24 protein-coding genes are annotated in these 23,914 nt (G+C 64.1%); all 24 read right to left on the bottom strand.

Annotation, left to right across the window (positions count from 1 at the left end; genetic code table 11):
* Positions 1–71: 71 nt before the first annotated feature.
* The 24 genes from galE to QM707_RS11175 all read right to left on the bottom strand — a co-directional run bounded on the left by galE (position 72) and on the right by QM707_RS11175 (position 23,864).
* The gene (gene galE, locus QM707_RS11290; protein ID WP_415001966.1) at positions 72–1,085 is read right to left on the bottom strand and encodes a UDP-glucose 4-epimerase GalE; all 1,014 of its coding nucleotides are present in this window, start codon (positions 1,083–1,085) and stop codon (positions 72–74) included.
* Between the two features lie 16 nt (positions 1,086–1,101).
* A complete protein-coding gene (fcl, locus tag QM707_RS11285) occupies positions 1,102–2,043 on the bottom strand; it encodes a GDP-L-fucose synthase (RefSeq protein WP_415001965.1) in 942 nt (313 codons plus the stop codon).
* Positions 2,036–3,145 carry a GDP-mannose 4,6-dehydratase gene (gmd, locus tag QM707_RS11280; protein WP_415001964.1) on the bottom strand — a complete coding sequence of 370 codons (1,110 nt, stop codon included), beginning with the start codon at positions 3,143–3,145 and terminating at the stop codon, positions 2,036–2,038. Before gmd ends, fcl begins: the two co-directional genes overlap by 8 nt.
* Positions 3,142–3,912, bottom strand: coding sequence for a glycosyltransferase family 2 protein (locus QM707_RS11275; protein ID WP_415001963.1), 771 nt, complete (start codon positions 3,910–3,912; stop codon positions 3,142–3,144). The genes gmd and QM707_RS11275 overlap by 4 nt, the downstream gene beginning before the upstream one ends.
* Positions 3,909–4,742, bottom strand: a complete 834-nt coding sequence (locus QM707_RS11270; RefSeq protein WP_415001962.1) for a glycosyltransferase family 2 protein — start codon at positions 4,740–4,742, stop codon at positions 3,909–3,911. Before QM707_RS11270 ends, QM707_RS11275 begins: the two co-directional genes overlap by 4 nt.
* Positions 4,739–5,104 carry a DapH/DapD/GlmU-related protein gene (locus QM707_RS11265; RefSeq protein ID WP_415002151.1) on the bottom strand — a complete coding sequence of 122 codons (366 nt, stop codon included), beginning with the start codon at positions 5,102–5,104 and terminating at the stop codon, positions 4,739–4,741. The genes QM707_RS11270 and QM707_RS11265 overlap by 4 nt, the downstream gene beginning before the upstream one ends.
* Before the next feature lie 191 nt (positions 5,105–5,295).
* Entirely contained in the window at positions 5,296–6,417 is a 1,122-nt protein-coding gene (locus tag QM707_RS11260) for a glycosyltransferase (RefSeq protein WP_415001961.1), read from the bottom strand.
* A gap of 2 nt (positions 6,418–6,419) precedes the next feature.
* On the bottom strand, positions 6,420–7,400 hold the full coding sequence (locus tag QM707_RS11255) for a GDP-mannose 4,6-dehydratase (RefSeq protein ID WP_415001960.1): 981 nt from the start codon (positions 7,398–7,400) through the stop codon (positions 6,420–6,422).
* Positions 7,397–8,446, bottom strand: coding sequence for a glycosyltransferase family 4 protein (locus QM707_RS11250; RefSeq protein WP_415001959.1), 1,050 nt, complete (start codon positions 8,444–8,446; stop codon positions 7,397–7,399). The genes QM707_RS11255 and QM707_RS11250 overlap by 4 nt, the downstream gene beginning before the upstream one ends.
* A gap of 68 nt (positions 8,447–8,514) precedes the next feature.
* Positions 8,515–9,933, bottom strand: coding sequence for an O-antigen ligase family protein (locus tag QM707_RS11245; RefSeq protein ID WP_415001958.1), 1,419 nt, complete (start codon positions 9,931–9,933; stop codon positions 8,515–8,517).
* 5 nt (positions 9,934–9,938) lie between these two features.
* A complete protein-coding gene (locus tag QM707_RS11240) occupies positions 9,939–11,186 on the bottom strand; it encodes a glycosyltransferase family 4 protein (RefSeq protein ID WP_415001957.1) in 1,248 nt (415 codons plus the stop codon).
* 25 nt (positions 11,187–11,211) lie between these two features.
* On the bottom strand, positions 11,212–11,991 hold the full coding sequence (locus QM707_RS11235) for an FkbM family methyltransferase (RefSeq protein ID WP_415001956.1): 780 nt from the start codon (positions 11,989–11,991) through the stop codon (positions 11,212–11,214).
* Between the two features lie 61 nt (positions 11,992–12,052).
* Positions 12,053–12,991, bottom strand: a complete 939-nt coding sequence (locus QM707_RS11230) for an alpha-1,2-fucosyltransferase (RefSeq protein ID WP_415001955.1) — start codon at positions 12,989–12,991, stop codon at positions 12,053–12,055.
* Positions 12,988–13,896 (bottom strand): glycosyltransferase family 2 protein, encoded by a 909-nt coding sequence (locus tag QM707_RS11225; RefSeq protein ID WP_415001954.1) that lies wholly within the window; start codon positions 13,894–13,896, stop codon positions 12,988–12,990. The genes QM707_RS11230 and QM707_RS11225 overlap by 4 nt, the downstream gene beginning before the upstream one ends.
* 48 nt (positions 13,897–13,944) lie before the next feature.
* Positions 13,945–14,601 carry a hypothetical protein gene (locus tag QM707_RS11220; RefSeq protein ID WP_415001953.1) on the bottom strand — a complete coding sequence of 219 codons (657 nt, stop codon included), beginning with the start codon at positions 14,599–14,601 and terminating at the stop codon, positions 13,945–13,947.
* Positions 14,602–14,657: 56 nt separating this feature from the next.
* Positions 14,658–15,284 carry a class I SAM-dependent methyltransferase gene (locus QM707_RS11215; RefSeq protein ID WP_415001952.1) on the bottom strand — a complete coding sequence of 209 codons (627 nt, stop codon included), beginning with the start codon at positions 15,282–15,284 and terminating at the stop codon, positions 14,658–14,660.
* 58 nt (positions 15,285–15,342) lie between these two features.
* Positions 15,343–16,734: an AMP-binding protein gene (locus QM707_RS11210; RefSeq protein ID WP_415001951.1), complete on the bottom strand. Its 1,392-nt coding sequence runs from the start codon at positions 16,732–16,734 to the stop codon at positions 15,343–15,345.
* 10 nt (positions 16,735–16,744) lie between these two features.
* The gene (locus QM707_RS11205) at positions 16,745–17,743 is read right to left on the bottom strand and encodes a phosphopantetheine-binding protein (protein ID WP_415001950.1); all 999 of its coding nucleotides are present in this window, start codon (positions 17,741–17,743) and stop codon (positions 16,745–16,747) included.
* The gene (locus QM707_RS11200; protein ID WP_415002150.1) at positions 17,740–18,381 is read right to left on the bottom strand and encodes an FkbM family methyltransferase; all 642 of its coding nucleotides are present in this window, start codon (positions 18,379–18,381) and stop codon (positions 17,740–17,742) included. The genes QM707_RS11205 and QM707_RS11200 overlap by 4 nt, the downstream gene beginning before the upstream one ends.
* A 291-nt stretch (positions 18,382–18,672) precedes the next feature.
* Positions 18,673–19,884, bottom strand: coding sequence for a glycosyltransferase family 4 protein (locus QM707_RS11195; RefSeq protein ID WP_415001949.1), 1,212 nt, complete (start codon positions 19,882–19,884; stop codon positions 18,673–18,675).
* A gap of 1 nt (position 19,885) precedes the next feature.
* A complete protein-coding gene (locus tag QM707_RS11190; protein WP_415001948.1) occupies positions 19,886–20,860 on the bottom strand; it encodes a glycosyltransferase family 2 protein in 975 nt (324 codons plus the stop codon).
* Positions 20,857–21,849 (bottom strand): glycosyltransferase family 2 protein, encoded by a 993-nt coding sequence (locus tag QM707_RS11185; RefSeq protein ID WP_415001947.1) that lies wholly within the window; start codon positions 21,847–21,849, stop codon positions 20,857–20,859. The genes QM707_RS11190 and QM707_RS11185 overlap by 4 nt, the downstream gene beginning before the upstream one ends.
* A 34-nt stretch (positions 21,850–21,883) precedes the next feature.
* Complete coding sequence (locus QM707_RS11180) at positions 21,884–22,849, bottom strand: sulfotransferase (RefSeq protein ID WP_415001946.1); 966 nt, start codon at positions 22,847–22,849, stop codon at positions 21,884–21,886.
* Positions 22,839–23,864: a glycosyltransferase family 2 protein gene (locus QM707_RS11175; RefSeq protein WP_415001945.1), complete on the bottom strand. Its 1,026-nt coding sequence runs from the start codon at positions 23,862–23,864 to the stop codon at positions 22,839–22,841. Before QM707_RS11175 ends, QM707_RS11180 begins: the two co-directional genes overlap by 11 nt.
* Positions 23,865–23,914 lie beyond the last annotated feature (50 nt).

The raw sequence follows: 23,914 nt of genomic DNA, 5'->3' as shown, positions 1-23,914 counted from the left end.
GCTGCCATCGCAGGCCACAAATGCAGAGGCCCCGTCACCGGGGCCTCTGGTTGCCGGAATGCCGGAAGGACTCAGCCCGCTTCCATGAGCTTTCGCCGGGATTCCCAGCGCCAGGCATCGCGACACATGTCCTCGATCGACAATGCCGCCGACCATCCAAGCTCCTGGTGGGCGAGCGCAGCATCGGCGTACAGGCTGGCGACATCGCCGGCGCGGCGCGGCGCGACGACGAACGGCACGCGTTCCCCGGTAACGCGTTCGAAAGAATGAATCAGCTCTTTCACGCTGACGCCGCGTCCGGTACCGAGGTTGATCGCCGAACGTCGCTCCGGACGACGCAGGTAATCCAGCGCGTCCACATGCGCACGCGCGAGATCGCTTACGTGTAGATAGTCGCGCACGCCGCTACCGTCTGGCGTCGGCCAATCCTCGCCGAAGATCGACAAGCACGGTTCGTCGCCGGCAGCCCCGCGGCAAATCATCGGCATCAGGTTGTTCGGCCGTCCCGCCGGCGCTTCGCCGATCAGGCCAGAGGGATGTGCTCCGACCGGATTGAAATAGCGAAGGCTGAGCGAGAGAAAGGCTGCGTCGGCCTTGCTCAAGTCCATCAGCATCTCTTCGACCACGCGCTTGGTTTCCGCATACGGATTGGTCGGACGCAGGAAAGCATCCTCGCCCACAGGCAGGGTCTTCGCTTCGCCATAGACCGACGCGGAAGAACTGAACACGATCGAAGCAACGCCAGCGGCCCGCATCGCATCGAACAGGACCCGGCTGCCGCCGACATTGTTGTCAAAGTACTCTTCCGGTCGTTCGCAGGACTCGCCGACCGCCTTCAGACCAGCGCAATGGACTACGGCATCGAATCCGCCGGCGATCATCATCGCTCGCATGGCCGGCTCGTCGCGGAGGTCGAGCTCATGTACTTCGATTGCATGCCCCGCCAGGCGCTCTAGGCGAGCCACCACCCCGCGGGAACTGTTGACGAAGGAATCGACGATGACCACCCGATGACCGCGCGCGCTCAAGGCAAGACAGACGTGGCTGCCGATGTAACCGGCGCCTCCCGTGACCAGCACCTTCATGCGGACGACCGTTGCCTCATGCGTGTTCGACGTACCAGCGGTATGCGCCTTCGATGCCTTCGCGCAGCTCGATGCGTGGCGACCAGCCCATCGCGCGCAGGCGCGAAACGTCCATCAACTTGCGCGGCGTGCCATCGGGCTTGCTCGTATCGTTGACGATGCGCCCGTCGAAGCCGACCACATCGGCCACCAACTCGGCCAACGCACGGATGCTGAGATCCGATCCACTGCCGACGTTGACGAACTGTTCTTCCGAGTAGTGGCGCATCAGGAAGACGGCTGCGTCGGCCATGTCGTCGACGTGCAGGAACTCGCGCAAAGGCGTCCCTGTGCCCCAGATGACCACTTCGCCGGCGCCGGTCAGCTTCGCCTCGTGGAACTTGCGAATCATGGCAGGGAGTACATGTGAGCTCTGCAAGTCGAAGTTGTCGCCCGGGCCGTAAAGATTCGTCGGCATCAGGCTGATCGCATCGAAGCCGTATTGCCGCCTGTAGGCTTGGCACTGCTTGATGCCGGCGATCTTCGCGATCGCGTACCACTCGTTCGTCGGCTCCAGCGGCCCGGTCAGCAGATATTCTTCCTTCAGCGGTTGCGGCGCCAGCTTCGGATAGATGCAGGAAGAACCGAGGAAACACAATTTCCGGACGCCGTTCTGCCAGGCGGAGTGGATGATGTTGTCCTGGATCGCCAGGTTCTCGCGCAGGAATTCCGCCGGCCGCGTGTTGTTGGCGTGGATGCCGCCGACCTTGGCGGCGGCCAGGAATACGTACTCCGGCCGCTCTTTGGCGAAGAAGGCCGCGACGGCGCCTTGATCGGTCAGATCGAGCTCCTGGCGCGTACGCAGCAGCAGGTCGTCGGCGCCATCCGCCTGCAGGCGGCGCACGATCGCCGAACCGACCAACCCGCGATGACCAGCGACGAATATCCTGGCCGTCGCCGGCATCACGGCATCATTCATGGTGATTCGGCGCCCGGAAACCGGCATCGTTGACCAACGCATCGCGTCGCGCCAGCGACAGATCGGCGTTCATCATCTCGGCGACCAGCGACTCGAACGAGGTCGTGGGCACCCAACCTAGTTTTTCGCGCGCCTTGCTCGGATCGCCCAGCAGGGTTTCGACTTCGGCCGGACGGAAGTACCGCGGGTCGATCGCGGTGATGCACTGCCCCGGCTTCATGGCCGAATCCGCAGGTGCGGAAGCGACGATGCCGCGCTCGTCCACGCCACTTCCCCGCCAATCGATCGTCACTCCGATCTCGTTGGCGGCCTTGGTGACGAAGTCGCGCACCGAATGCTGCACGCCGGTAGCGATCACGTAATCCTCGGGCGTGTCCTGTTGCAGCATGCGCCATTGCATCTCGACGTAGTCGCGCGCATGCCCCCAGTCGCGCCTTGCATCGAGGTTGCCGAGATAGAGGCAATCCTGCAGGCCGAGATGGATGCGTGCCAGGGCCCGGGTGATCTTGCGCGTGACGAAGGTCTCGCCGCGCAACGGGGATTCGTGGTTGAACAGGATGCCGTTGCAGGCGTAAAGCCCGTAGGCTTCGCGGTAGTTCACCGTGATCCAGTAGGCGTAGAGCTTGGCCACGCCGTAGGGCGAGCGCGGATAGAAGGGGGTCGTCTCCGTTTGCGGCGTTTCGACCACCTTGCCGTACAGCTCGGACGTGGAAGCCTGGTAGAAGCGCGTCTTTTTCTCCAGCCCGAGGATGCGGATAGCCTCCAGCAATCGCAGCGTGCCCATCGCGTCGCTGTTGGCCGTGTATTCCGGCGTTTCGAACGAGACCTGCACGTGGCTCTGCGCGCCCAGGTTGTAGATCTCGTCCGGCTGAACCTGCTGCAGGATGCGGATCAGGTTGGTCGCGTCAGTGAGATCGCCGTAGTGCAGCACGAGGCGCCGGTCGGGCGCATGCGGATCCTGGTAGAGATGGTCGATGCGGTCGGTGTTGAAGGACGAGGCCCTTCGCTTGATGCCATGGACTTCATAGCCCTTCTCTAGCAGGAGTTCCGCCAGGTAGGCGCCGTCCTGGCCGGTGATGCCGGTGATGAGTGCTTTTTTCATTTAGCTGCGTTCTTGGGGTTGGGATGGCCGACGAACTGGCCCAGTTTCGAGAGATTCTTCCATAACAGCGTGCCGATGCCACCTTGCCGGTGCCGCCGGATGGCCCGGTAGTCCTCCCTGGATTTGCGGATGATCTGGCCGAGCGAGCGATTGCTGGTGCCGCCCAGACGCATGCGCACCAGAACTTCGGGCAGATAGGCCACCCGGCCCTCCAGGCTGGTCAGCATCCTGAGCAGGGATTCGTAGTCGGCGGCGATGCGAAAGCCCGTATCGAAGCCGCCGAAACGCTGGTACAGGGAGCGCCGGGCGAAAAAAGCCGGGTGCGGCGGCATCCAGCCTCGACGCAGTTTCGCCTTCGCGAACTCGCCGGCGCGCCAGTAGCGTACGACCCGGTCCGTGTCCTGCCGTCGCACGTACAACAGGTCGCCATAACAAGCCATGACAGAAGGATCTTCGAACATGTGCGCGATCCGCTCCAGCACCCTGGCATCCGCGTACAGGTCGTCGGCGTGCAGGACGCCGACGACCTCGCCGGTGCACAGGGCGAGGCCCTTGTTCAAGGCATCGTAGAGGCCATCGTCGCGTTCGCTGATCAACTGCGATATTCGCGTGCGATGCTGCTCGAGGATGCGCAGCGTTCCGTCCGGGCTGCCACCATCGATCACCAGATGTTCTATGTCCGGGTGCGTCTGCTGCGCGATCGAGGCGAGGCAATCGGCGATCGTATCCTCGCAACGATAGGTCGCGGTCAGGATGGATATCCTCAAGATTCGCCCTTCCGCTGCGCCTCGCGCAGCTCGGCCAGGTTCATGTCGATGAAACGCTGGTAGGTCGCCAGCATGCGCGCGTACTGCAGGCCGGCCTTACCGTCCAGGACGCCTCCGCGCAGGAAATAGGAATAGAAGAAACGCAACGAGGGCCGGCACGGAAGCCGATGGGCGATGCGTTTCAGGGCCCGGCGGCGTTCCGTGGAATCCCCACTCCACAGGCCGGAGACGCGCAAGGACTCGCCACGCTCAAGCCAGCTCTGCCGGGCTTCCTCCCTGGCGTAACGCAAGTGACGTGCGAACCAGTCGTTCACGCCCTTGGAGAAGTTGTAGTGATCGAATGCCGCAGCGATCGTTCCCACCTGGTCGGGCGGCTGAACCTCGCGCTGACCGTGGCCGTGGTCGACGAAACGCAGAGCTTCGCGACGCCCGAAACGCACCTGGTAGGCGGGGTACATGCCGGCACGCCGCAACCAGCGACCGCGCAGAATGATGCGTGACGGGATGCGATAGACCGGGAACGGCGAGGACGCGGCGCCGGCGATCGCCTGCAGCTCCCGCGCGAGTTCGGGCCGGACCACCTCGTCGGCATCGAGATGCAGCACCCAAGGATGGCGCAGCTCGCCCTGCTCCATCGCGTAATTGCGTTGACCGGCGAAGCTGTCGAAGCGGCGATTCATCACGCGTGCGCCAGACGACGTCGCTAGCGCGACGGTCGCATCGGTACTTCCCGAATCGAGCACGAGCACATCGTCGCACCAGCGAATGCTGTCCAGGCAACGCGGCAGGTTCGCCGCCTCGTTCATCGTCAGGATGACGACGGAGATCATCCGTCCTTCCGAGTCCGGAGTTCGCGCTTCTTGACCGGGGTCGCAGGGTTTCCCGCCACCACCGTCCAGGGCTCGACGTCATGGGTGACGACGGCGCCCGCGCCGACCACCGCGCCATCGCCGACCACGATGCCGGGCCCGACGAAGCTCTGCGCGCAGATCCAGGCGTCAGAGCCGATCGTCACCGGCAAGCGCAATAGCGGCAGCGCCGGATCGCGATAGTCGTGGCTTCCCGCACAAAGATGGGCATTGTGCGAAACGGTGGAACGCCGACCGATCTTCACCGGCCCCAGGCTGTAGACCAGTACGTTCTCGCCAATGCTCGATTCGTCGCCGATGTCGAGGTTCCACGGAATTTCCATGCGGGCGCTCGGATAGATGTGCACAGCGCGACCGACGCGTGCCCCGAAGCAGCGCAAGAGAAAACGTCTCCAACCGAACAGCGGCCGCGGGCTGAAGCGGAACAAGGGCCAGGCCAGCATCCACAGCGCGCGGCCGATGTACTCGTTGCGCGAATAAGGACGCGACTGGCGGGCCGAGTCGATATCGAGCGTCATGCGCTTGTCCCTCGTCTGTCCAGGTAGCGCAGCAATGGCTCGGATACGCGATCCCAACGGAAGCGCTCCACGTTGGTCAGGGCGGCCTTGGAAGCCGTCGCCCATTGCCGCTCGTTCTCCAGCAGCCCCTCGAGCGCCAGGGCCGTCGCCTGGGCATCGGCCAGGGGAACGACCAACCCGCCGGGGCCGGCTATCTCGGGCGGAGCGCAAGCATCGGCCACCACACATGGCGTTCCGAAAAGTTGCGCCTCGACGGCCGGGATGCCGAAGGACTCGCAGCGGCTCAGCAGACAGAAAACGCGCGAACGGCGGTAGTAGGCCGCCAGCTCGGCGTCGTCCACCGCGCCGGTGATGGAGACGTAGTCGCCCAGATCCGATCGCTGGATGCGTCCGGCGATCTCGCGTCGGTAGTCCGCATCGGCCCAAGGGCCGACCAGATAGAGCCTGGCCATCACGCCACGGGCATGAAGCAACTGCAAAGCGTCCAGGATGTCGCCAATGGCCTTGTGCCGCGCCATTACCGACACGGTGAGGATCGCCAACTCGCGCTCGCCGTGCGGCAACGCGTCCCCGGCCGCCGCGAACACGCCATCATCGACTCCGACGTACAGGGTTTCGCCATGACGAGGCGGCGCGCCGGCGTTTTCGCGGTAAGCGCTGGCCAGATAGTCCGAAAGATAGAACACCGCCTCGGCACGGCGCTGCGCCCTGCGATAACCGAAACGCTGCAGGCTGGCCTTGAGCTTGTCGTTGGCGCTGCGATGGAAAGCCGGGAAAAAGCACCACGGGTTCTGCGCCAGGACCACCTGGGGAATGTCGGCGCCCGGCGTCAGGGCCCCTGAAGTGGAAAGCAATATGTCGGCACCGATGCGCCGAAGCAGACCTCGCATCGCCAGGCGTTGCCAGATCAGGCGCCGGGTCCATTGCGCGCCGCTCGCGCATTCCAGCCACTCCACGTTCTCGCCGAGGTCGCGACGCAGATCCCGATTGCCCGCATGGTGAAGCACGTGGAAGCTGTGCCGGCCCCTGCCGGCCGCTGCCAGGTTACGCAAATGCCCGAGCAGGACGCGGCGTCCGGAAAAATTGTTGATGGGCAACGCATCCACGGCGACGCGCATGCTCAGTCGGCGCCCATGGGCCAGGGTCGTCCCTGTTCGGCCGCGATCATGTGCGCGATGACGCCGCGCAGGTCGGTGTTCGCGCGCCAACCGAGTTCGCGTTCGGCCTTGACGGGCGAACCGACGCTGTGCGCGATATCTGTCGGCCGCCGCAGCGCATCGTCGATATCGACATGCGACTGCCAATCCAGGGCCAGCGCTTCGAACACGAACTGCACGAACTGGCGCAGGGAATGCGCCCTTCCACTGGCGATCACGTAGTCGTCGGCTCGATCGCGCTGCAGCATCAGCCACATGGCCTGCACGTACTCGGGCGCCCAGCCCCAGTCGCGCTCGATATCCAGATTGCCCAGGCGCAGGCGTTCGCCGCTGCCTGCAGCGATGCGACACGCGGCCGACACCACCTTGCGCGTGACGAACCGGGTCGGGCGCAGCGGCGACTCGTGGTTGAACAGGATGCCGGTGCAGGCGTGCAGCCCATAAGCCTCGCGGTAATTAGCCACCGCCCAGTGCGCACTAGCCTTGGCCACCGCATAGGGGCTACGCGGGCGGAACGCCGTATGCTCGTCCGCCGGATGGTCGAGCTGGCCGAAACAGTCGCCCGAGCCGGCGTTGTAGAGCCGTGTTTTCAGGCCAAGGAAACGGATGGCCTCCAGCAGGTTGAGCGTGCCGACGGAAATGCTCTCCAGGGTTTCCATCGGTTGCTCGAACGACAAGCCCACCGAGCTCTGGCCGGCCAACAGGTAGACCTCGTCCGGCGCGACGCGGCTCAGGATCTGCAGCACGCTGCGAAAATCCGTCGTTACCGCCGAATGAAACTGGACACGATCGCGCACTGCCACGCGATCGAGATTGTCGAACGATGTCATCTGCGCGTCGCGGGACGTGCCGTGGACCCGATAAGCCTTGTCCGACAGGAAACGGGCGAGCAGCGCTCCGTCCTGCCCCGACACGCCGAATATCAGTGCGTTCTTTTCGGTCACCGAATCCTGCTCCGCCTTGCGATGGCCGTACGATAGGCCACAAGCATGGAACGGGCAAAGTCCTTCCGGTCGAAACGCTGCGCCTGCACCCGGCACAGGTCCGCCGCGCGCTGCCAGGCTTCGGGCGATTGCAGCAACTCGCGCAACGCCAACGCCATGCCCTCTTCGTCGCCCGGCGCGAACAGGCGCGCGGCATCGCCGGCGATTTCCGGCAACGAAGCCGCATTGCTGCAAACCACCGGCAATCCGAAAGCCATCGCCTCAAGCACCGGCCAGCCGAAACCTTCGTAAAGCGAGGGAAACACCAGCGCGGACGCGCGCCGATAGACCGCAGCCACCGCATCGTCGTCGGGGTCTACGACCCACTGAACGCGGCCGGCCAGACCCAGCGAAGCCGCTTCGGCCCGCAGCTGCATCGAAGGCGCCGGGCCCAGCATCAACAAGGTCCGTCCGACCTCGTCGCCAAGACGCGAGAACACGCGCAACGCACCGGCACGATTCTTGTAGAAGCCCGCATTGCCGATGTGGACCACCACGCCCGGCTCCCTGGCCGCGAAGGCCGTGGCCGCCACGCGCCTCGCCATGGGCGGCCTTACCGGTAGCGAGACGACGGAAGACTGCTCCGATGAAACGCCGAACTCGGCGCGCAGGTCCTGCTGCGTCTGGCGGCTATCGCAAACGACCATGTCGGCGCGACGCATGGCATCGGCATTTCCACGCCACCACCAGCGGGCCGGCGCACTGAGTCGCGGCACACCCGGGAATCGTCCCCGATCCTGCAGCCACGGAATGATGTCGTGCGCGGTGATGGCGATCGGCGCGCCGGCAAATGCCGACGCGAGATGCGCACGGCTGCCGTCGAGCACGTGCCAGCAATCCGGAGCGAGCCGACGATGGCGACGAGCGGACAAGGGCAACGTGAGCGCATGCAGGCGGCGGCGCCAGCTGGACCGATTGGAAACCGGATCCAGTTCGATCAGTCGCGCGTCGATCTCGGGCGCATGTTCCGAGAGCGCCTGCACCAGCGTCTCGGCATAGGCTCGCATGCTGCCCGGGGAGTCCGCGGCCGCCGTGGAAACCAGGCCAACGACAAGCTTGGGTGTTGCTACTCCGCTCACCGGGAGTCCGGTCGGTCGATCGATGGCATGGCGGGCTCATAGGGCTGAACCGGTCGTCGTCGTACGGGAGGCTGTGGCAAGGCAAGCCGCGAAATGGACAATGTCAGGCCGACGAGAAAGCCGAGGAACGCAGCGATGAAGGGGTCCGCCAGGATCTGGCCGGAAATCGTGAGACTGCCGACATTGGCGAGGAAGAAGGCGAGAAGTCCGGCCGCGTACTGGCCACGCAGGGATTTCTCCCGCAACTGCTTCATCGTTTCCCGCCACAGACAAAGCACGACGGTAACCATCACCGCGAAGAAACCGAGCATGCCCGGCACGCCCAGTTCCACCATGATGCGACTCGTCGTGCTTTCCTGCCAGACACGCGGTCTTTCCACCTTCAGGTGATGCGAGCCGGGCGTCGCGGTCCCCAGTCCCTCGCCGAAGAATCCGGACTGTCGATAGGTCTCGGCCACGGAGCTGAAACCGTGGCCCTCGATGCGGCTCAGCAGGCTTTCCTGGATGCCCTCGCCTTGGTAGTAGCGGATGTTCGCGGAACGATCCTCGAGCGCGTCGCTCGCGAGCCACACTGTCGCAAACGGGATCGCAAGCAGGCTCACGATGGCGATGACGCGGCTGGAACGACCCGCCTGCCAGTAGATCCACACCAGCGCGACGACGAAAACAGGCAGCATGTAGACCATCTTGCGCCTGCCGCAAAGCAGCAATGCGGTGACCGCCACCATGCTCCAGAGCAGCCAGCCACGGCGCGACTTTCCCTTCCCCGTCATGCCCAGCACCAGGCACATCATGAAGACCGCTGCCGCGTGCCAGCCCATCACGTCCGCGCTTCGGTAGAAACCCGCGATCATGTCGACCGTGTAGCCGGTGCCCCAGCGGATCCAGTCATAACCGAGCGCATCGGTGCCGATGCTCTTCCAGCCCGAGAGATAGCCGAATCCTTCCAGTATTCCGCCGATCAATACGAGGCCATGAACGATGCAGTAGGTAGCGAGGAGCTTTCTCAGCTCCTGCAAGCTCCTCGCGTAGTGATACCCGGCGATCATCCCCAGGAACAGGATCGAATACGAGAACGCGCCGAGCAGCGTGAGCATCCACGATCCCCGCCCGTAGGTGGCGGAAATGAACGCCGCCGGGAGCGACAGTACCGCCAGCACCTGGAGCGATTTGCCGATGGACGGGAAGTGCTGCCTGAATTCTCCCCACCAGTGCCGGGTGCGTCCGACCGAAGTGACGACGGCGGCCACGAAAACGGGAGCGGTCACCAGCACCAGCCAGCCTGGCGTACCGGGCACCAGTTTTCGCAACGGATCCTGGAGTGCGGCCAGCACGATCATCAGCAGGATGCCCTTGCGCCACCCGATGAGGGCTCGCACGGAGAATAGAAAGGACAGGCCGAGCAGCAGGTACAAGGCCATCAGGCATCCCTCCCGGTGACGGAGCGAAGTGCATCGAGCACGCCTCGCACCACCAGATCGAATGTGTACCCGGTCGCCACGCGGTGGCGGGCTTGTTCGCCCATGGCCGCCAGCTTGTCGCACTCGCCGCCGTATCGGCCCAGCAAAGCGGACAAGGCGTTCACGTCGCCACAACCGAACACCTCGCCGGTAAGGCCCGGAACCACCAGATCGGCGGCACAACCCACCTGGTCGCTCACCAGGGCGGGCAACCCGCACGCCATCGCCTCGTTGACTACAAGCCCCCAGGTTTCGCCGCTATCGGACGGCAGGAGAAGGGCATCGCAGGCGGCGTACGCGGCCGGAATCTCGGACTGGTTCAGGAACCCGGCGAAACGGATCGGGAGACCGTTCGCGGCGCTGCGCAGTTCATCGCCCAAGGGGCCATCGCCCACCATAAGCACCTGGACGCGCTCGCGTTCCGCCTCGCCCATTCTTCGAATCGCTTCGACGATGTCGCCGGGCCTTTTCTTCCCGACGAACTTGCCGGAGAAAAGGAACGTCGTGCGATCCGCTTCAAGACCGAAACGGGCACGCAGCTCGGCGCGGGCGACGGACCCGCGAGCCGCGTCGGCCAGGCGCGAAAAGCGCGCATTGTCGATGCAGTAGGGCGTATGGAAAATCTTGCCGGCGGGTACGCCGGCGGCGGCAAGGTAACGCCGGTTGTTGGTTCCGATGTCCAGGCAGGCGGCGTATCGCGCCAGCAATCGCGCATGAAGCCAACGCTTCCACCAGGCCCTCCGGCTCAGTCCGTTGACCTCTCCGCGAACGATGCAGGGCGTCCCCGTCAACTTGCATGCGGCCAGGGCTTGCAGGCAGGTTTTCACGACCCAGCCATTGACGATGACCGCATCGAACCGCCCTCGCCTGATTTCGCCGTATATCTGTGGCGTGTCGCATCCACCGAAACGCGTCAGCGAAGGTTCGGCGGCGATGTTCTCCATCACCGTATAGGGGTAGCCCTCGAGCAGCGGGATATCCCAGTCGAACGCCACGCCGAACTCACGTCCCTGCTCCGTCGAGTCGGGAATCATCGCAAAAAAAACGTGGAGCTCCACGCCGTCGCGGGCCGCGAGTCGCTGCAACCATGGCACCTGGTATTGGATCGGGTGCGTCGTGACCATCGCGACGCGGGTGCGTCGCGTCGTCGCGCCGGGTGCCAAGACTCCGGAGCGGGAACGTGGCCTTGCGGCAGTGGCAGCGGGCATGTCGGGATCCGGCTGGGTCATGGGCCTAGAACGACCTGGCGATGGCATCGCGCGAAGCGAACACGGTATTGATCGCATCCTTGTAGACGACCGAATAACCATGTTCCTCGATCGTCCGCTGCAACACGGCATCTCCGCGCGAAACACGATGCAAGTCGGGATGCGTATGTTCCAGCTCGACGATCATGAGCGTCGGTTGCCATCTATCCATGCTGAATCCGGCGAAGACATCGGCTTCTCCACCCTCCACGTCCACAACCAGCACATCGATCGGCCGGTTCACTCCGGCATCCGTCAATATCGAATCCAGCGTGAGTTGCTCGACGGAAATGACGTGTGCCTGCGACACCGACGGGGCGGCCCAATCCAGGCCCTTGTAGGCCTCCAGCGAGCTCTTGCTGGCGGTGGTCAGCGTTCCGGCCACCGTGAGCTCGACCACGCCTGCCGCGGCACCGACTGCGGCTTCGACGACACGGATGCCGGGATGGTCCGCATACTTCGATCGACAGGCCGTGGCGAATTCCGGCACAGGTTCGACCAGTATTCCGGACCAACCGACATCCGCCAGGCAGGAAGTGTTGCTGAAGGACGTACCGTCGAAAGCGCCCACCTCGACGAACAGGCCGTCCGTTCGCTCGCCGAGCAGCAGCTTGTAGAGGTTCGCAAGCTCCCGTACTTGGCAGGAAGGATGGGGGCGATAGAAGGAATCGACAGCGGCGACTTTGCTGCCGCCGTCGGCGCGCACCCGGCGCAACTCGAATCCGGCGCGACGAAGAATGCGATTAATCAGTCTGGTAGAACTCATCGCCACTCCTGGTCGGCAAGATGGGCCATGGATGTTAGTGAATGGTTGCGTCCGTGCGTCATCAACGGCGAGGCGCCGCGAGGGCCTCGGGCAACTCGAGACTCTGCCTCGAATACCTGACGAAAGACTCCGGCGAGAACACGCTGAAGTGCTTCTCCGGATCGGGGTGCCTGACCGGCTCCTCCGAACCATGCGTTTCGGCCGCCTTGTAGTTCAGGACATGCAATGGCACGTCGCCATAGTAGGAAGCCCATTGGCTGAAGCTGCTGTTCGGGCCGACGATCATGTCGCACGCGGCGAGCGAATACAGGTCGACGATCGGCGACTCCGTCGAAACGGTCACGTCGAGACCATCGAAACTGCCCGGCTCCACCGGTTCGTCGGTGCACACCAGGAATCTCGCTCCGCCTCGATGGCGGGATGAGTTTGCGAGGGAACGCATGACATCGGCGTACTCTGCGGCGGAGTAGTACATGATCCCATCGCAATACGTCCGGTAGTCGCCTCGCCGCATGTGCACGCCGATCAGCGGCCCTGGCCTTCCCGCGGTGCGCGCCAAGAGGCGATCAACCCGGGTTTGCAGTTCGTCGATCGGCGCGAAGCTCTCCAGCAGACTGGTCCGGTTCTTGCGCATGCTGGCCGGAGCCGAAAAATACAACCCCGTCAGGAACGTCGTCCGCGAAGCAGCGATCGACACGAGTTGTTCGGCGCACCGGTCGAGGTCGAGGCGACTGCGTTCGCCGATGTGGATGATCGGCCAGCTCGGCAACCGGAGCGCGGTCTTGTACATGCCGCGGACCAGGAGGCTGCGCATCCGGTTCGACTCAAGATAGCCCCGCTGCGGAAACCCCGGCGCACGGGAAGCGAAGCGGAAGGAATGCCGCTCGGGGAAAGCGGGACTGCAATAAGGAATGCCGTGCTCCATGCAGAACGCGAATACGTTGGCGTGGGTCCACAGCTGGTTGCCCAGGCGCCCGTACTTCCCCATGACGACGATCACGACGCCATACCCATCAGGCGAGGACCGCGGAACCAAAGCCGCATGGCCAGCGCAAACCCGCGCGCCTCGGCGAACAGCGTAAGGGGTATCCACCAAGGCTGGCGAAGGTGATGCCTCGTGCGGATCGCACGCAACGGACGCCAAACCATCTGGAGCAACCAGCCAGGCCCGCGGGTACGGAGCAGGTAATAGTAGGCGCCGACGCTATGCTCCGGCCGGGACGTACGAAGGTGGTGCCCGTATGCGCGCGTGCCGCCGGAACCGGCAGCCAGGTGATCGATCACGGCCGTCGGCTCGTAACGGATGAGGCCATGCGCTGCGACATAGCGATGGGCGAACTCGGCTTCGAACCGATAGGCAGCACCCACGAAGTTCTCGTCGAAGCCACCGAGCGCGACGGCTATTTCCCGTCGCACGGAAAAATTGCCTCCCATGAACTCGCGAATGGCCGCGGGCGCGTCGCTGTTGAACCTGAAGCCTTCGCCCGGACGCAAGGGCTCCGGCCGCTGACCGGGCTGCAAGACCATGCCCGCGACCAGGCAAGAATCGCCCTGGGCGGCGCGGTGGGCGCCTATCAGCTCACTGTCCGGCACGATGTCGTCATCGAGGAAAAGGACCACATCCGACGAGGATGTCGACAGACCGATGTTCATGGCGTGGGGAATGCTCGGCTCCGGCAGCCGCACCCAGGTCAACCGCCCAGCCGCCTGCAACGTCGACAAGGCAAGTTCGATGTCCGCGGAATGCGACGGCGTCTGGTCGACGACGATGACCTCATCGGCCGCGGGCTCGAGCGCAAGCAGCATATGCAGGCTTTCGACCAAAACCGCGCCGCGCCGATACGTCGGGATGACGATCGCAACTGTGTGGCTATCGACCGGCAAATGAATGCCTTCGTCCGCCAAGCAAACGCGATACCTGCCCCGAGCGCGCCGCAATCGCCGGACGCTTCGTCATTCGGGTCGGCGAACCGGGGTGATGCGGATGCTGTCGTGCTCCACCTGGATGTCCACTTCGCTCCGCATGGCCTGGACATGCGCGCGAAGCTCATCGAGCGTCGGATAGTCGGGGTCGCGGCCGAAGCATCTTGCGTCGTCGATGATGACGACATGGCCGCGGCAGTCCGATCGGAAAATATGGGACAACTCAGCGAATATCGGCGTGTCCTTGTCGCCCCTCGCCGTTTCTCCTGCGGAATAGTGCCCGTCGAGCCAGAACAAGGCCGGGCCATGCATGCGCTCGATCAGCCTTCCCAACTCGGTTCCGCTGTCGCCCTGGAGGATCTCGATGTTCTCGCAACCGGAAAAGCGGCGTTTCGCCCGCGCGTGCAACTCGGGGCTCAGCTCGATGGAATAGATCCGATCGAACTCCTTGCGCATGGCCTCGACCATGTCCCCATGGAAGGTGCCGGTTTCGACGAGCACCTTCAGGCCATACTTCCGGGCATAGCTGCGGATGGTCGCCTGCTTGATCAGGTGCGGAGGCGGATCCGGGCGCCCATTCCTTTCCCACTCCTGCAGATGCCTGTTCCAGGCGGCCCTATCGCGCCAGTTGCGAATGGCGCGGTACAACCGTGTCTGTTTCAGCAGCTCTTTCAATGCATTGGCCACGATTGGCTGCCCTCTACTGCCTTACGTGGCGATAGCCCGCGATCCGGGAACACGCCTCAAGCGACACCGGCATCTGCAATCCCTACCGGCTCCATTACCGTCAACGAATCCACCTCGGCTTTGAGGCGGAAGCGTTTGTCTGTCCGGACGACTTCCTGCGTAAAACGGACCGAGCCCATATGATCGATCACGCGCTTGGAAGTCGAGCGACTGTCGTGCAACGCGATCACTCCGTTGGGCGCGACGCGTTCCGACCATAGCGACCAGTCCGTGCGCAGCCCCTCGTAGGAATGATCGCCATCGATAAAAATGAAATCGAATGGTTCGTCGGGTTCGTCCCGCAGACTTTCCGCAGCTTGCGCGCTCGTCATCTCCAGGAAGCGAACCGCCCCCCGACGCTCCCGGCCCACTTCCGAATGCGCCACCATGCGTTCCCAGGAAAAGCCGAACCGGCCCCGGGGGAAGGGGTCGACCGCATAGAGGACCCCATCATCGGCCATCACCGAGCGGAACCGGCGCGTATTGGCTCCATGCCATACGCCGATCTCCAAGAGCCGCCGCCGACCGCGCGCCAGTTCGGCGAGCGCCTGCTTCTCCTCTTCGGTCGTTTCCGTCTGGGCGGGCACCAAGCCGACACGCCACAGCAAATAGTGCAATCCCGGGCTGTTCGATATGTTCTTCAATGCGATCTCCGTGCCTTGCAGTTGGCGCCATAGTTCGGGTCTGGAAAAACCTGCGCCCTCATTGAACCGTCTTCGACTCCGCCAGGGCGCGATAGTCGATCTTTCCGTTGGCCGTCGTGGGAAGGACGGCGACGGCGACGACGCTCAAGCCTGAGCGCTGGAGCCGCAATGTCTTCGACAGATAATCGAGGACGTCCTCGGCCGGCACACGGCCGCCCTCGACTCCGACAAGAAGTTCGTTGTCGGCGATTCGCGCGCAAGCGAACCGGGCGCCGGGAAAGCGTTGCTCGAGCCTACGTTCGAGCTCGTCGAGATTGACCCGTTGCCCGAACATCTTGGCGAAACGCTTGATACGGCCGACGATGTAGTAGAAACCGTCTTCGTCGCGACGGGCGATATCGCCGGTCGCCAGCCAGTCGGTGGGCGACCAGGTCATGAGGTCGTCGACCGACTCGACATAGCCGCCAAAAACGTTCGGGCCCGCGTAAGCCAGTTCGCCGGTATCCGGATCGATCCGGAAGCTGCCGTTACGGATGGGCCGTCCGATGGATCCGGCATGGTCGGCCAGGGATTCCGGCGGAACGAAAGACATCCGCGCGGTCGCTTCGGTCTGGCCGTACATCGTGAAGAACTGCCGTCCGCGGCTCCGCGAGTGTTGCTCGTATTCCTGCACCAACGCCTCGCGCAACTTGCCGCCGGCCTGCGTCAGGTACTTCATGCCGGGCAGATCCCAGTCGAAATAGCCGAAACGAGCCAGCATTTCGTACAGGTCGGGCGTGCCCGCGATGCTGGTCATGCCGTACTTCCTGAAGTCGTCCCAGAACCGGCGATCGATGACGCTCCGGAGCGAGCAGACCAGCGTTCCGCCGAACAGCGAATTGGTGGTCAGCAGCGACAGGCCATACGAATAGTCCAATGGCAAGTTCAGCGGACACACGTCGTCGTCGGCGATCGGCAAGTAGTCCGCGATCGATACCGCGTTCTCGTACAGATTCCTCTGCGACAACTTGACCAGTTTCGCCGAACCGGTCGTGCCCGACGTACTGAGCAGCACGTCGAGTTCGGCGGCGACGAGCGGATCGTCCCCCGTCGTACGCTCCCAACGCCAGCATCGCCAGGGCGCTTGCATGTCGACGCGCGAGTATCCGGCGATTTCCTCGCGGGAAAGATCATGGACATAGGCGGGGCGATAGCGTTGCTCAAGATCCGACTTGAGCTCCTCGTTCAACTTCTCGCTCAACAGGCAGACCGCGTGTCCCTTGCCGAGATACCCCAGGATGGCGCCGATGGCAGCGATGGACGAATCCAGATACAGGAAGGCGAGGCGCTTACGGTCGTGCGGCAACGGGCTGTATGCCGCGAACAGATCGTCGAGGCCGAACGTACGTCCGATGGCGAGATCGAGATACTTCGCCTTGCCACGCGCTTTCAGCTGATCGATCAACTGCATCGGTTCTCCGTCAGGCGGTCGCGTCGCGCGACGCCTCCTGCAGGAAGGCGTCGATCCGCCGACCGAACTCGAGCGGGTCTTCCTGCATTCTCACTGCCATGTGGCTGCCCGGCAGCCGATGGAAGCGCGTGTCGGCCCCAGCCACCGCTCGCCACCGCCGGACCGCCAGTTGCAGTTCCTCTTCGGACAAGCCATCGGTCCTGAAGAACAGATGCATGGCGCCGGGAACGCCGCCGAGAAAGTGCCGGCGTTCGAACACGCGATAGACCTGCATGTTGGCCACATGGCGGTCCTGCCCTTCGATCTTCCGTCGAAGGATCCGGCGCAGGACCTCCCTGGACCAGCGCCGGAGCGACGAAACGGCGGAGACTGGCCAGTACCAATCGTCTTTCGGAAACGACTCGATCAGTCCGAAGTACGCGGTTCGGCGTCCCTGCGCGGCCAGCCGCTGCGCGATGGCGAGCGCGATCCACGACCCGTGGCAGAAGCCGCTGAAATGCAGATCGCCTTCCGGGTAAACGGCATTCACTTCGTCGGCGCATTCGGCCGCGATCCGCTCGATCGCCTGCAGGTCCCATATTTCCGTCGTCGAATGAATCTGATCGTAGTAGCCGGGGCAGTAGTAAACCGGCCGATCCGAAGGCGGGTACGCCAGGTGCGCGAAGCAGAACAGGGGCGGCGCATCGCCCTCCGCCCGGCAGACGCTGAGGTGCTTCAGCGAAGGCGCTGGCCGGGAGCTGGCGCCCAGATGAGCGTAGAACTCGGCCAGGGTGGAGTGTTCGAACAGGACCGACAGATCCAACTGCAGCCCGAACCTGGTTTGCAACGCCAGCAGCAACTCGACGGCCGTGATCGAATCCCCGCCGAGGTCGAAGAAATTGTCGGATGGATCGACGCTCCCGACCTTCAGGGCTTCGGCCCAGCAAGATCCAATGGTTTCGATGCTGGGCCGACCGGCAAGCGCCTTGTCTGTCGCGCCGGAATCGAATGCCGCGCCGGGGCCGTTCATGACGGCTCGCAGCCTCGTCCCAGCGCGACGAAATCGCCCATTCGTTCCACATCCAGTTCCCCGCGTGGCGTCCTGCGCGGGAAATCGCGACTGTCGCAGAACTGCGTATAACCGACGTCAGACAGGAACTGCAGTACATCTTGCAACGAGCTCCCGGCGGCGGCGACGCCCGCCGGGTTGCATTCGAAGACCAGCGTGGGCCGCTTCTCCCGAAGGAAGGCCTCGGCACCGCGAAACACCGCATGCTCGGCGCCTTCCACGTCGCACTTCACCAAGATTCGTTCCGCCGCCGATTCCCGCCAGGGGATCACCTCGTCGAACGTGGCGAGCCTGACATCGGTCGCGAGCCCGCCCCGCTCCACCTGCGATGCCTGAAGGCTGCCCGAGCCGGAACCGATGGGATTGAAGTGGAACGAGATCGTCCCGGAGCGATCGCCCAATGCGCACTCGATCACGGAAGAGTAGCCATCGCAATTCAGCTGCATGGACTTCCTCAGGCAAGCGGCGATTTCCGGGTTGGCTTCGACGGAAGTGACGTAGCCCGCCCTTCCGACCAGCTTGCTTGCCAACAGGGAATACGACCCATGATTCGCCCCGATATCGATGAACCAGTCCCCGGGGCGGAGCACGGACTGCATCACGCGATGTATCCGCGAGCCGCCCGCCAATTCCTGCAAGGCCTGGAAGAACTGCACATCGAAAGGCCTCGCTGCCATCCGGAAGCCGGCGTGACTGATCAGCACGTCCTTGGCGCCACCCGTCATCCGCGAGAATCGATCGAGGCATCGCAGCAGGAAGGAGCCGCCGGGCACGCGGTCCGAATCGCTGCGTCCGACGGCCCGCGCGTACGCGGCCCAGAGACGCATCGAGAACGGCATCTGCCCGACGAGAGAAGCATCCCTGTACCACATGCGAGTCGGCTCCATCGTTCAGCGCTTCTCCGCAGACTCGGATTCGGTCCCGCCGCTCGATCGCCGGCGCCGGAGTTCCATGTAGAACCGCTCGGCTTCTTCGGCGCAACGGTCCCAGGTGTGGGCCAGTGCAGTGATTCGCGCGTTTGCGCTGAGCATCGCCGCCAGTTCGGGCCGGGCGATGATATCCATCGCGGCCGTCGCCAGCGCGTGATGATCGCCGGTTTCGACCAATCTTCCGTTGTGGAGATCGGAAACATAGTCCCTCATGCCACCGGTGGCGCTGGCGACCACGCACAGGCCGCGCGCCATGGCTTCCAGCGGTGCTTTGCCGAACCCCTCGAAGAAGGAAGGGAACAGGAAGATGCCATGCTGGTCCAGCACGGTGATCAACGCGTCCTGCGGCATCCAGTCCAGGAAGGACACCCTCTCCCTCACGGAGGCGGGAAGCAGTTGACGTGCCGCCTCGTGGTGCACGGCACCGCACACCCAGGTCATCGTCGCTGTCGGCCGCTGCTCTAAGATGCTGACGACGGAGCTCGCCAGGACCATTGGCGCCTTGAAGAACGCCAGCTGCCCGACGTAGATCAACTTCTCGGCCCTGGCATGGTCCCAGGTCGTCACCGGCGTGCGCAGGAAGGCATCGCTGCAACCCTGCGTTACGACGCCGATCCGTTCGGTCGCGACTTGATATCTTTCGGCCAGGAAACGGGCATCCTCCGCGCAGGAAACGATGAAGCCGTCGCTATCGCGCGCGATATGGTCCCATTGCCGATCGAGCAGGTTGCGCATCCATCGCGAAGCGATCCGGCGCAGGCCCTGCGGCCCCGCCATGCCGAATTTTTCTCTCCACGGCGCCAAGGCTTCGGCCGACCTGACCTCGTGGCCATGGCTGCGATTGACGAAGACCGCGGCACTGCCGCCATCGCGGCGCTGCCGACGCCGACGCGCGGCGAGGTACGCATGCGGCTGGTTCAGTTCGACGATGTCGTAGTCGGCGACGGCGAGTCTGTTCTGCACGGCTCGGGCGTATGCGCGCGGCAACTCCAGCAAGTAGTGCAAGTTGCCGTGGCGGATGCGCCGACCGAGATCCTTATCCCAGATTTCATCGACGATGTGCCCTCGCCTGCGCAGTGCCTGGTTCATCTGCCAGACCGTACCCGCCGCTCCGGCATTCGGATCGGGCGGAACATCGGCGCCGACGAGGATGCGTAGCGGAGCGATCGTCACGCTATCGCTCCGCCGTCGCGTCGGGCTTGGGAATGATCACCGCCTGCATCAATCTGATCCAGGCCTTCCAGTGCCAAGGCCGGCTTCGAACCACCTGCCGCAAATAGGCGACGGCACGCGCATCCCGGTTCCTGACCAGTTGCGAGCCGAGCAGGTATTGCAATTCGATCGCCTGGTTGTCGGCCGGTACGGCATCGCCACCCGAACGCAGGCGTTCCGTCAGTTGCCTGGCCTGTTCCAGATAGCCGTCTTCCGGAAGGCCGAGCTGACGGGCCCGGAGGCAATCCTGCCCCAACTCGCCGAACCGTTGCTGGGCAGACCGGAACCGACCCGAGGTGCTGCGAATCTGTTGGCGGTACGTGTACCTGACGTCCGGCAAGTAAGCGATCCGGGACTTCATGCCCATCCTCAGCCAGAGATCGGAATCCTGCGCGAAGTGGAACTCGGGCCGATAGCCGCCCACCTCGTCATACAGCGTCTTGCGGAACATCACGCTGCCATGCGCCGGCGGGCCCAAGCGCTCGGGACCCAGCAGTCCGCGGGTCGCGGTTTCCGGGTCGGACGGTCGGCTTGTGATGGAGAGGTGTTCGTCGTCAGGACCGACATACTGCGTAGTGCAGGAAACAAAACCGACGCGCGCATCGCTTTCGAGCAACTTCGCCTGTTCCTCCAGACGACTAGGATGCGACCAGTCATCGGAGTCCTGTCGCGCGATGAACTCGCCTCGCGCTTCGTTGCAGCCGAGGACGAGGGAACGGGTCAGACCCGCGTTCTGCTGGTGGATCACGCGCAGCCGGGGGTCCTCGTTCGCCAGCCGATCGAGCAGTTCGCCGCTGCCATCGCTCGAGCCGTCGTCGATCACGATCAGCTCCAGTTCGCGCAGCGTCTGTCCCAGGATCCCGCGCACGGCGCTTTCGACGCGTTCCACATCGTTGTAGACGCTCATCACTACGGAAACGCGTGGCGTGCCCGTCATGTCAGGCCTGCGGTTTTCTCGCCCGCGACTTGCTTGCGCACCCATTCCGACCAACGCACCGCCCGGGGCCACCCGAACACGCCGGTCGCGAGCCTGTACATCTTCAACGACACGCCGCCTTGCCCGGAACGCGCCAGTTGCGCCGCCGACAACAGAGCGTCCGCTTCCGTCGACAGGCCGTGGCCCCCGCACAGTCGCGCCAGCCAGAACAGCTTCCGAGAGAAGCTTTCCAGATACGACCAATCCTGCAAGCCGAGATCGCGCATCCTGGCCCAGGCGGCGAGGTGCGCTTTCGCCATGTCGCGCACGACGCCCTGCGTGAAGTCCGATCCCATGCCGCTCGCACGCTGCTCGCCATGATCGCGCACGATCGCACCCGGTTCGGGGACGTGAACGGCACGCACGCCGAGCATGCCGGCGCGCAGATCGTGTTCCCAATCTTCGTGGCAGCGCAACTCGAGCCAGGGGCCGACGAGCTCGCAAGTACTGCGCCGCCATAGCGGCGCATTCGTATCCCATCCGCGCCCCATCAGGAACGAGGGGAAGATATCGTCGATCCGTTCGGCCGTGCGGGCCCATACCCTGGACAGGCCCGTCGTCGTATCCAGCCTGCGGGTGATTCCGAACGCCAGTCCTGCCTCGGGACAGGCGCGCAGCGCTGCGACCTGGGCTTCGAATTTTCTCGGTTCCAGCAGATCGTCCGAATCGAGGTACTGGATGAATTCGCCCCGGGCATGGCTCAGCCCGAGATTGCGGGCGGCGCCGGGGCCGGCATTGGCTTGGCGAAACAGGCGAACCTTGTCGTGATTTTCCTCGGCGAGCGCGCGGGCCATCGCCGCAGCCCGCTCCGAGGAGCCATCATCGACCAGGATGACCTCCGTATCGAGGTAGGTCTGCGACAGGACGGATGCGATGGCATCTTCCAGCATCCGTTCGCGATCGTGGAACGGAATGATCGTCGAAACGAGATTCGGGCGCACGTCGGGCACTAGCCGCCTTCCTCCGGGAACAAACCCTCCACGCTCATCCGCGATGCCAGTCCTGATCCGATTGGTACAGAGGAACCTGGAATGCGTCCCAGATCTCGCGCACGGTTCGCAAGCCCGCGTCGTCGACCTGCGCCACCCAGGACCGACTCATGGCCATGCTGTTGCGGTGAATTTCATGAGGAAGGTACTCGGCCGATGCTTTCTCGTCGCCCAGACAGGCGGCCATGTGCGCATCCCGGACCTGCTCGTTGTAGGGCAGATCGAGTGCGCCGAAAAGCGCTTCAAGCCGGGCGATCGGCTGATCGCAAAGGTGTTCGAAAACGAGAGGCTGGGCGATGCCGAGTTCCACCCAATGCCAGAGAACGCGATTGATGGCGCCATGCAGTACCGCGGCGGACGCCAGACTGTCTTCGCCTGCATGGCGCTCCAGCAAAGCGCGATAGGGCTCCAGATGGTCTTCCATCAACGTGCGGTCGTCGAGGAACTGGCGCAGGAACGCGCCCCGTGGCCAACCGAGCCTGCATACGCTGCTGGCGAAACCGGCGGGATGCCGGAACAGGACCAGGCTCCGGAGATCGAAACGTTTCGTCAGGTAACCCGTCAACAGGCAGGCCAGCGGATCCTTGACCAACAGCCTGTCGAACGAAGGCGGAACGATCCGCAGCGGCATCAGCGGATGATCCGCGTTCGCAAGCCCCAATGCGCTGCGAAACCCACCGTTCAGTACTTCGGTGAACAACTCGTCGACCGAATCGTCGCGTTCCGCCATGGGTCGGTAGCTGAAGGAACTCGGCCATCGCCCCTTGTACGGCGCGAACGGCTCGTGCACGTACCAGATGCCCGAGCACGCCAGCATGCTGGCGAGCCATGTCGTCCCGCTGCGGTGCGCGCCGGTCAGGAATATCGGCCGGCCGGCCGGCACGGCCTTGATGGCGCGCCGCGCCGCCGGATATTCCACCCAGGCTTCGCGAAGTCGACCCGCCAAGAGCCTAAGGTTCATTGGTCTTGCCTTGCGCAGGAAACTCGCTCGTCGAACTTTCGGAAGGCCTCGGAATGTCGGGATGGATGTTCAGGACAAGGCGCGCAAGCACGGCCAAGTACGCTTTTCGGATCAGCAGACGCGGCGCCAGCTTGAGGGTTCGCAGCATCAGGGAGAGCAACGCCTTCTGGCTCGCCCTGCCCCTGAGGACCACCGAGTGATATCGGCTGAGCAACTTCGAAACCAACGACTGCTCGATCATGCGTCGCAACGCATCGGGCATGGCCCTGGCGCCCGTCCATTCAAGCGCGTTGAGGCAGGCGATTGCCGGTCCGAAAAGGAAGTCGTCCGATGCCTGGCCCCGGGAGCACCAGGAGTCGGGATGCACGACATAGATCGACACCGGCTCGGTATCGACCCGGCGCACTTGCCCTGTAGCGAACAGTCGCATCCAGAACGCCAGATCGTCGACATACTTGAGCTTGGGGAAACCGCCCAAGGCCCTTGCCGCCTGTCGCCTCATGGTGATGGTACTGGTATGCACGCCCGACTTGCCGCTGAGCAGCAGGGCCAGTTGCGGTTGCGTCAGATCGGCATCATCGAATGCCGACGACTTCAGATGTTCCGCCGTCACATCCCTGCAGGTCTCGTACCCGCCGGGGAATCCGTAACGATAGACGCCATAGACGGCATCGAGCTCCGGTTCGGCCGCAAGCATTTCCATGGCCGCATTGAACCGGTTCGGCAGATACAGGTCGTCGGCGTCCAGGAAGCTCACGAACTCGCCGGAAGCGGACTCGATGCCCAGGTTCCGCGCGGCGGCGGGCCCGTGATTGCCGCCGTCGGCGTGGCGCAGCAAGGTAACGCGCGGACCTTCGTTCGCCCGTGCGTACTCCAGTACCGTCTCCACTCCGTTGTCCTTGGACCCGTCGTCCACGACGATCACTTCAAGGGACGGCCAGTTCGTCGCCTTGATCGAGTCCAGCGCAGCCACGATGGTCGATGCCGCGTTGAACAGCGGTACGACGACGCTCACCGAAGGCCCGGGCCTAGTCATCGTTCGCACAACCGGCGATTGCGGACCCC

The organism is Arenimonas sp., from assembly GCF_047602345.1.
Classification (GTDB): domain Bacteria; phylum Pseudomonadota; class Gammaproteobacteria; order Xanthomonadales; family Xanthomonadaceae; genus Arenimonas.
Note: the sequence above shows the minus strand (reverse complement) of the source record. Positions and strands in the feature narration are given on the sequence as shown.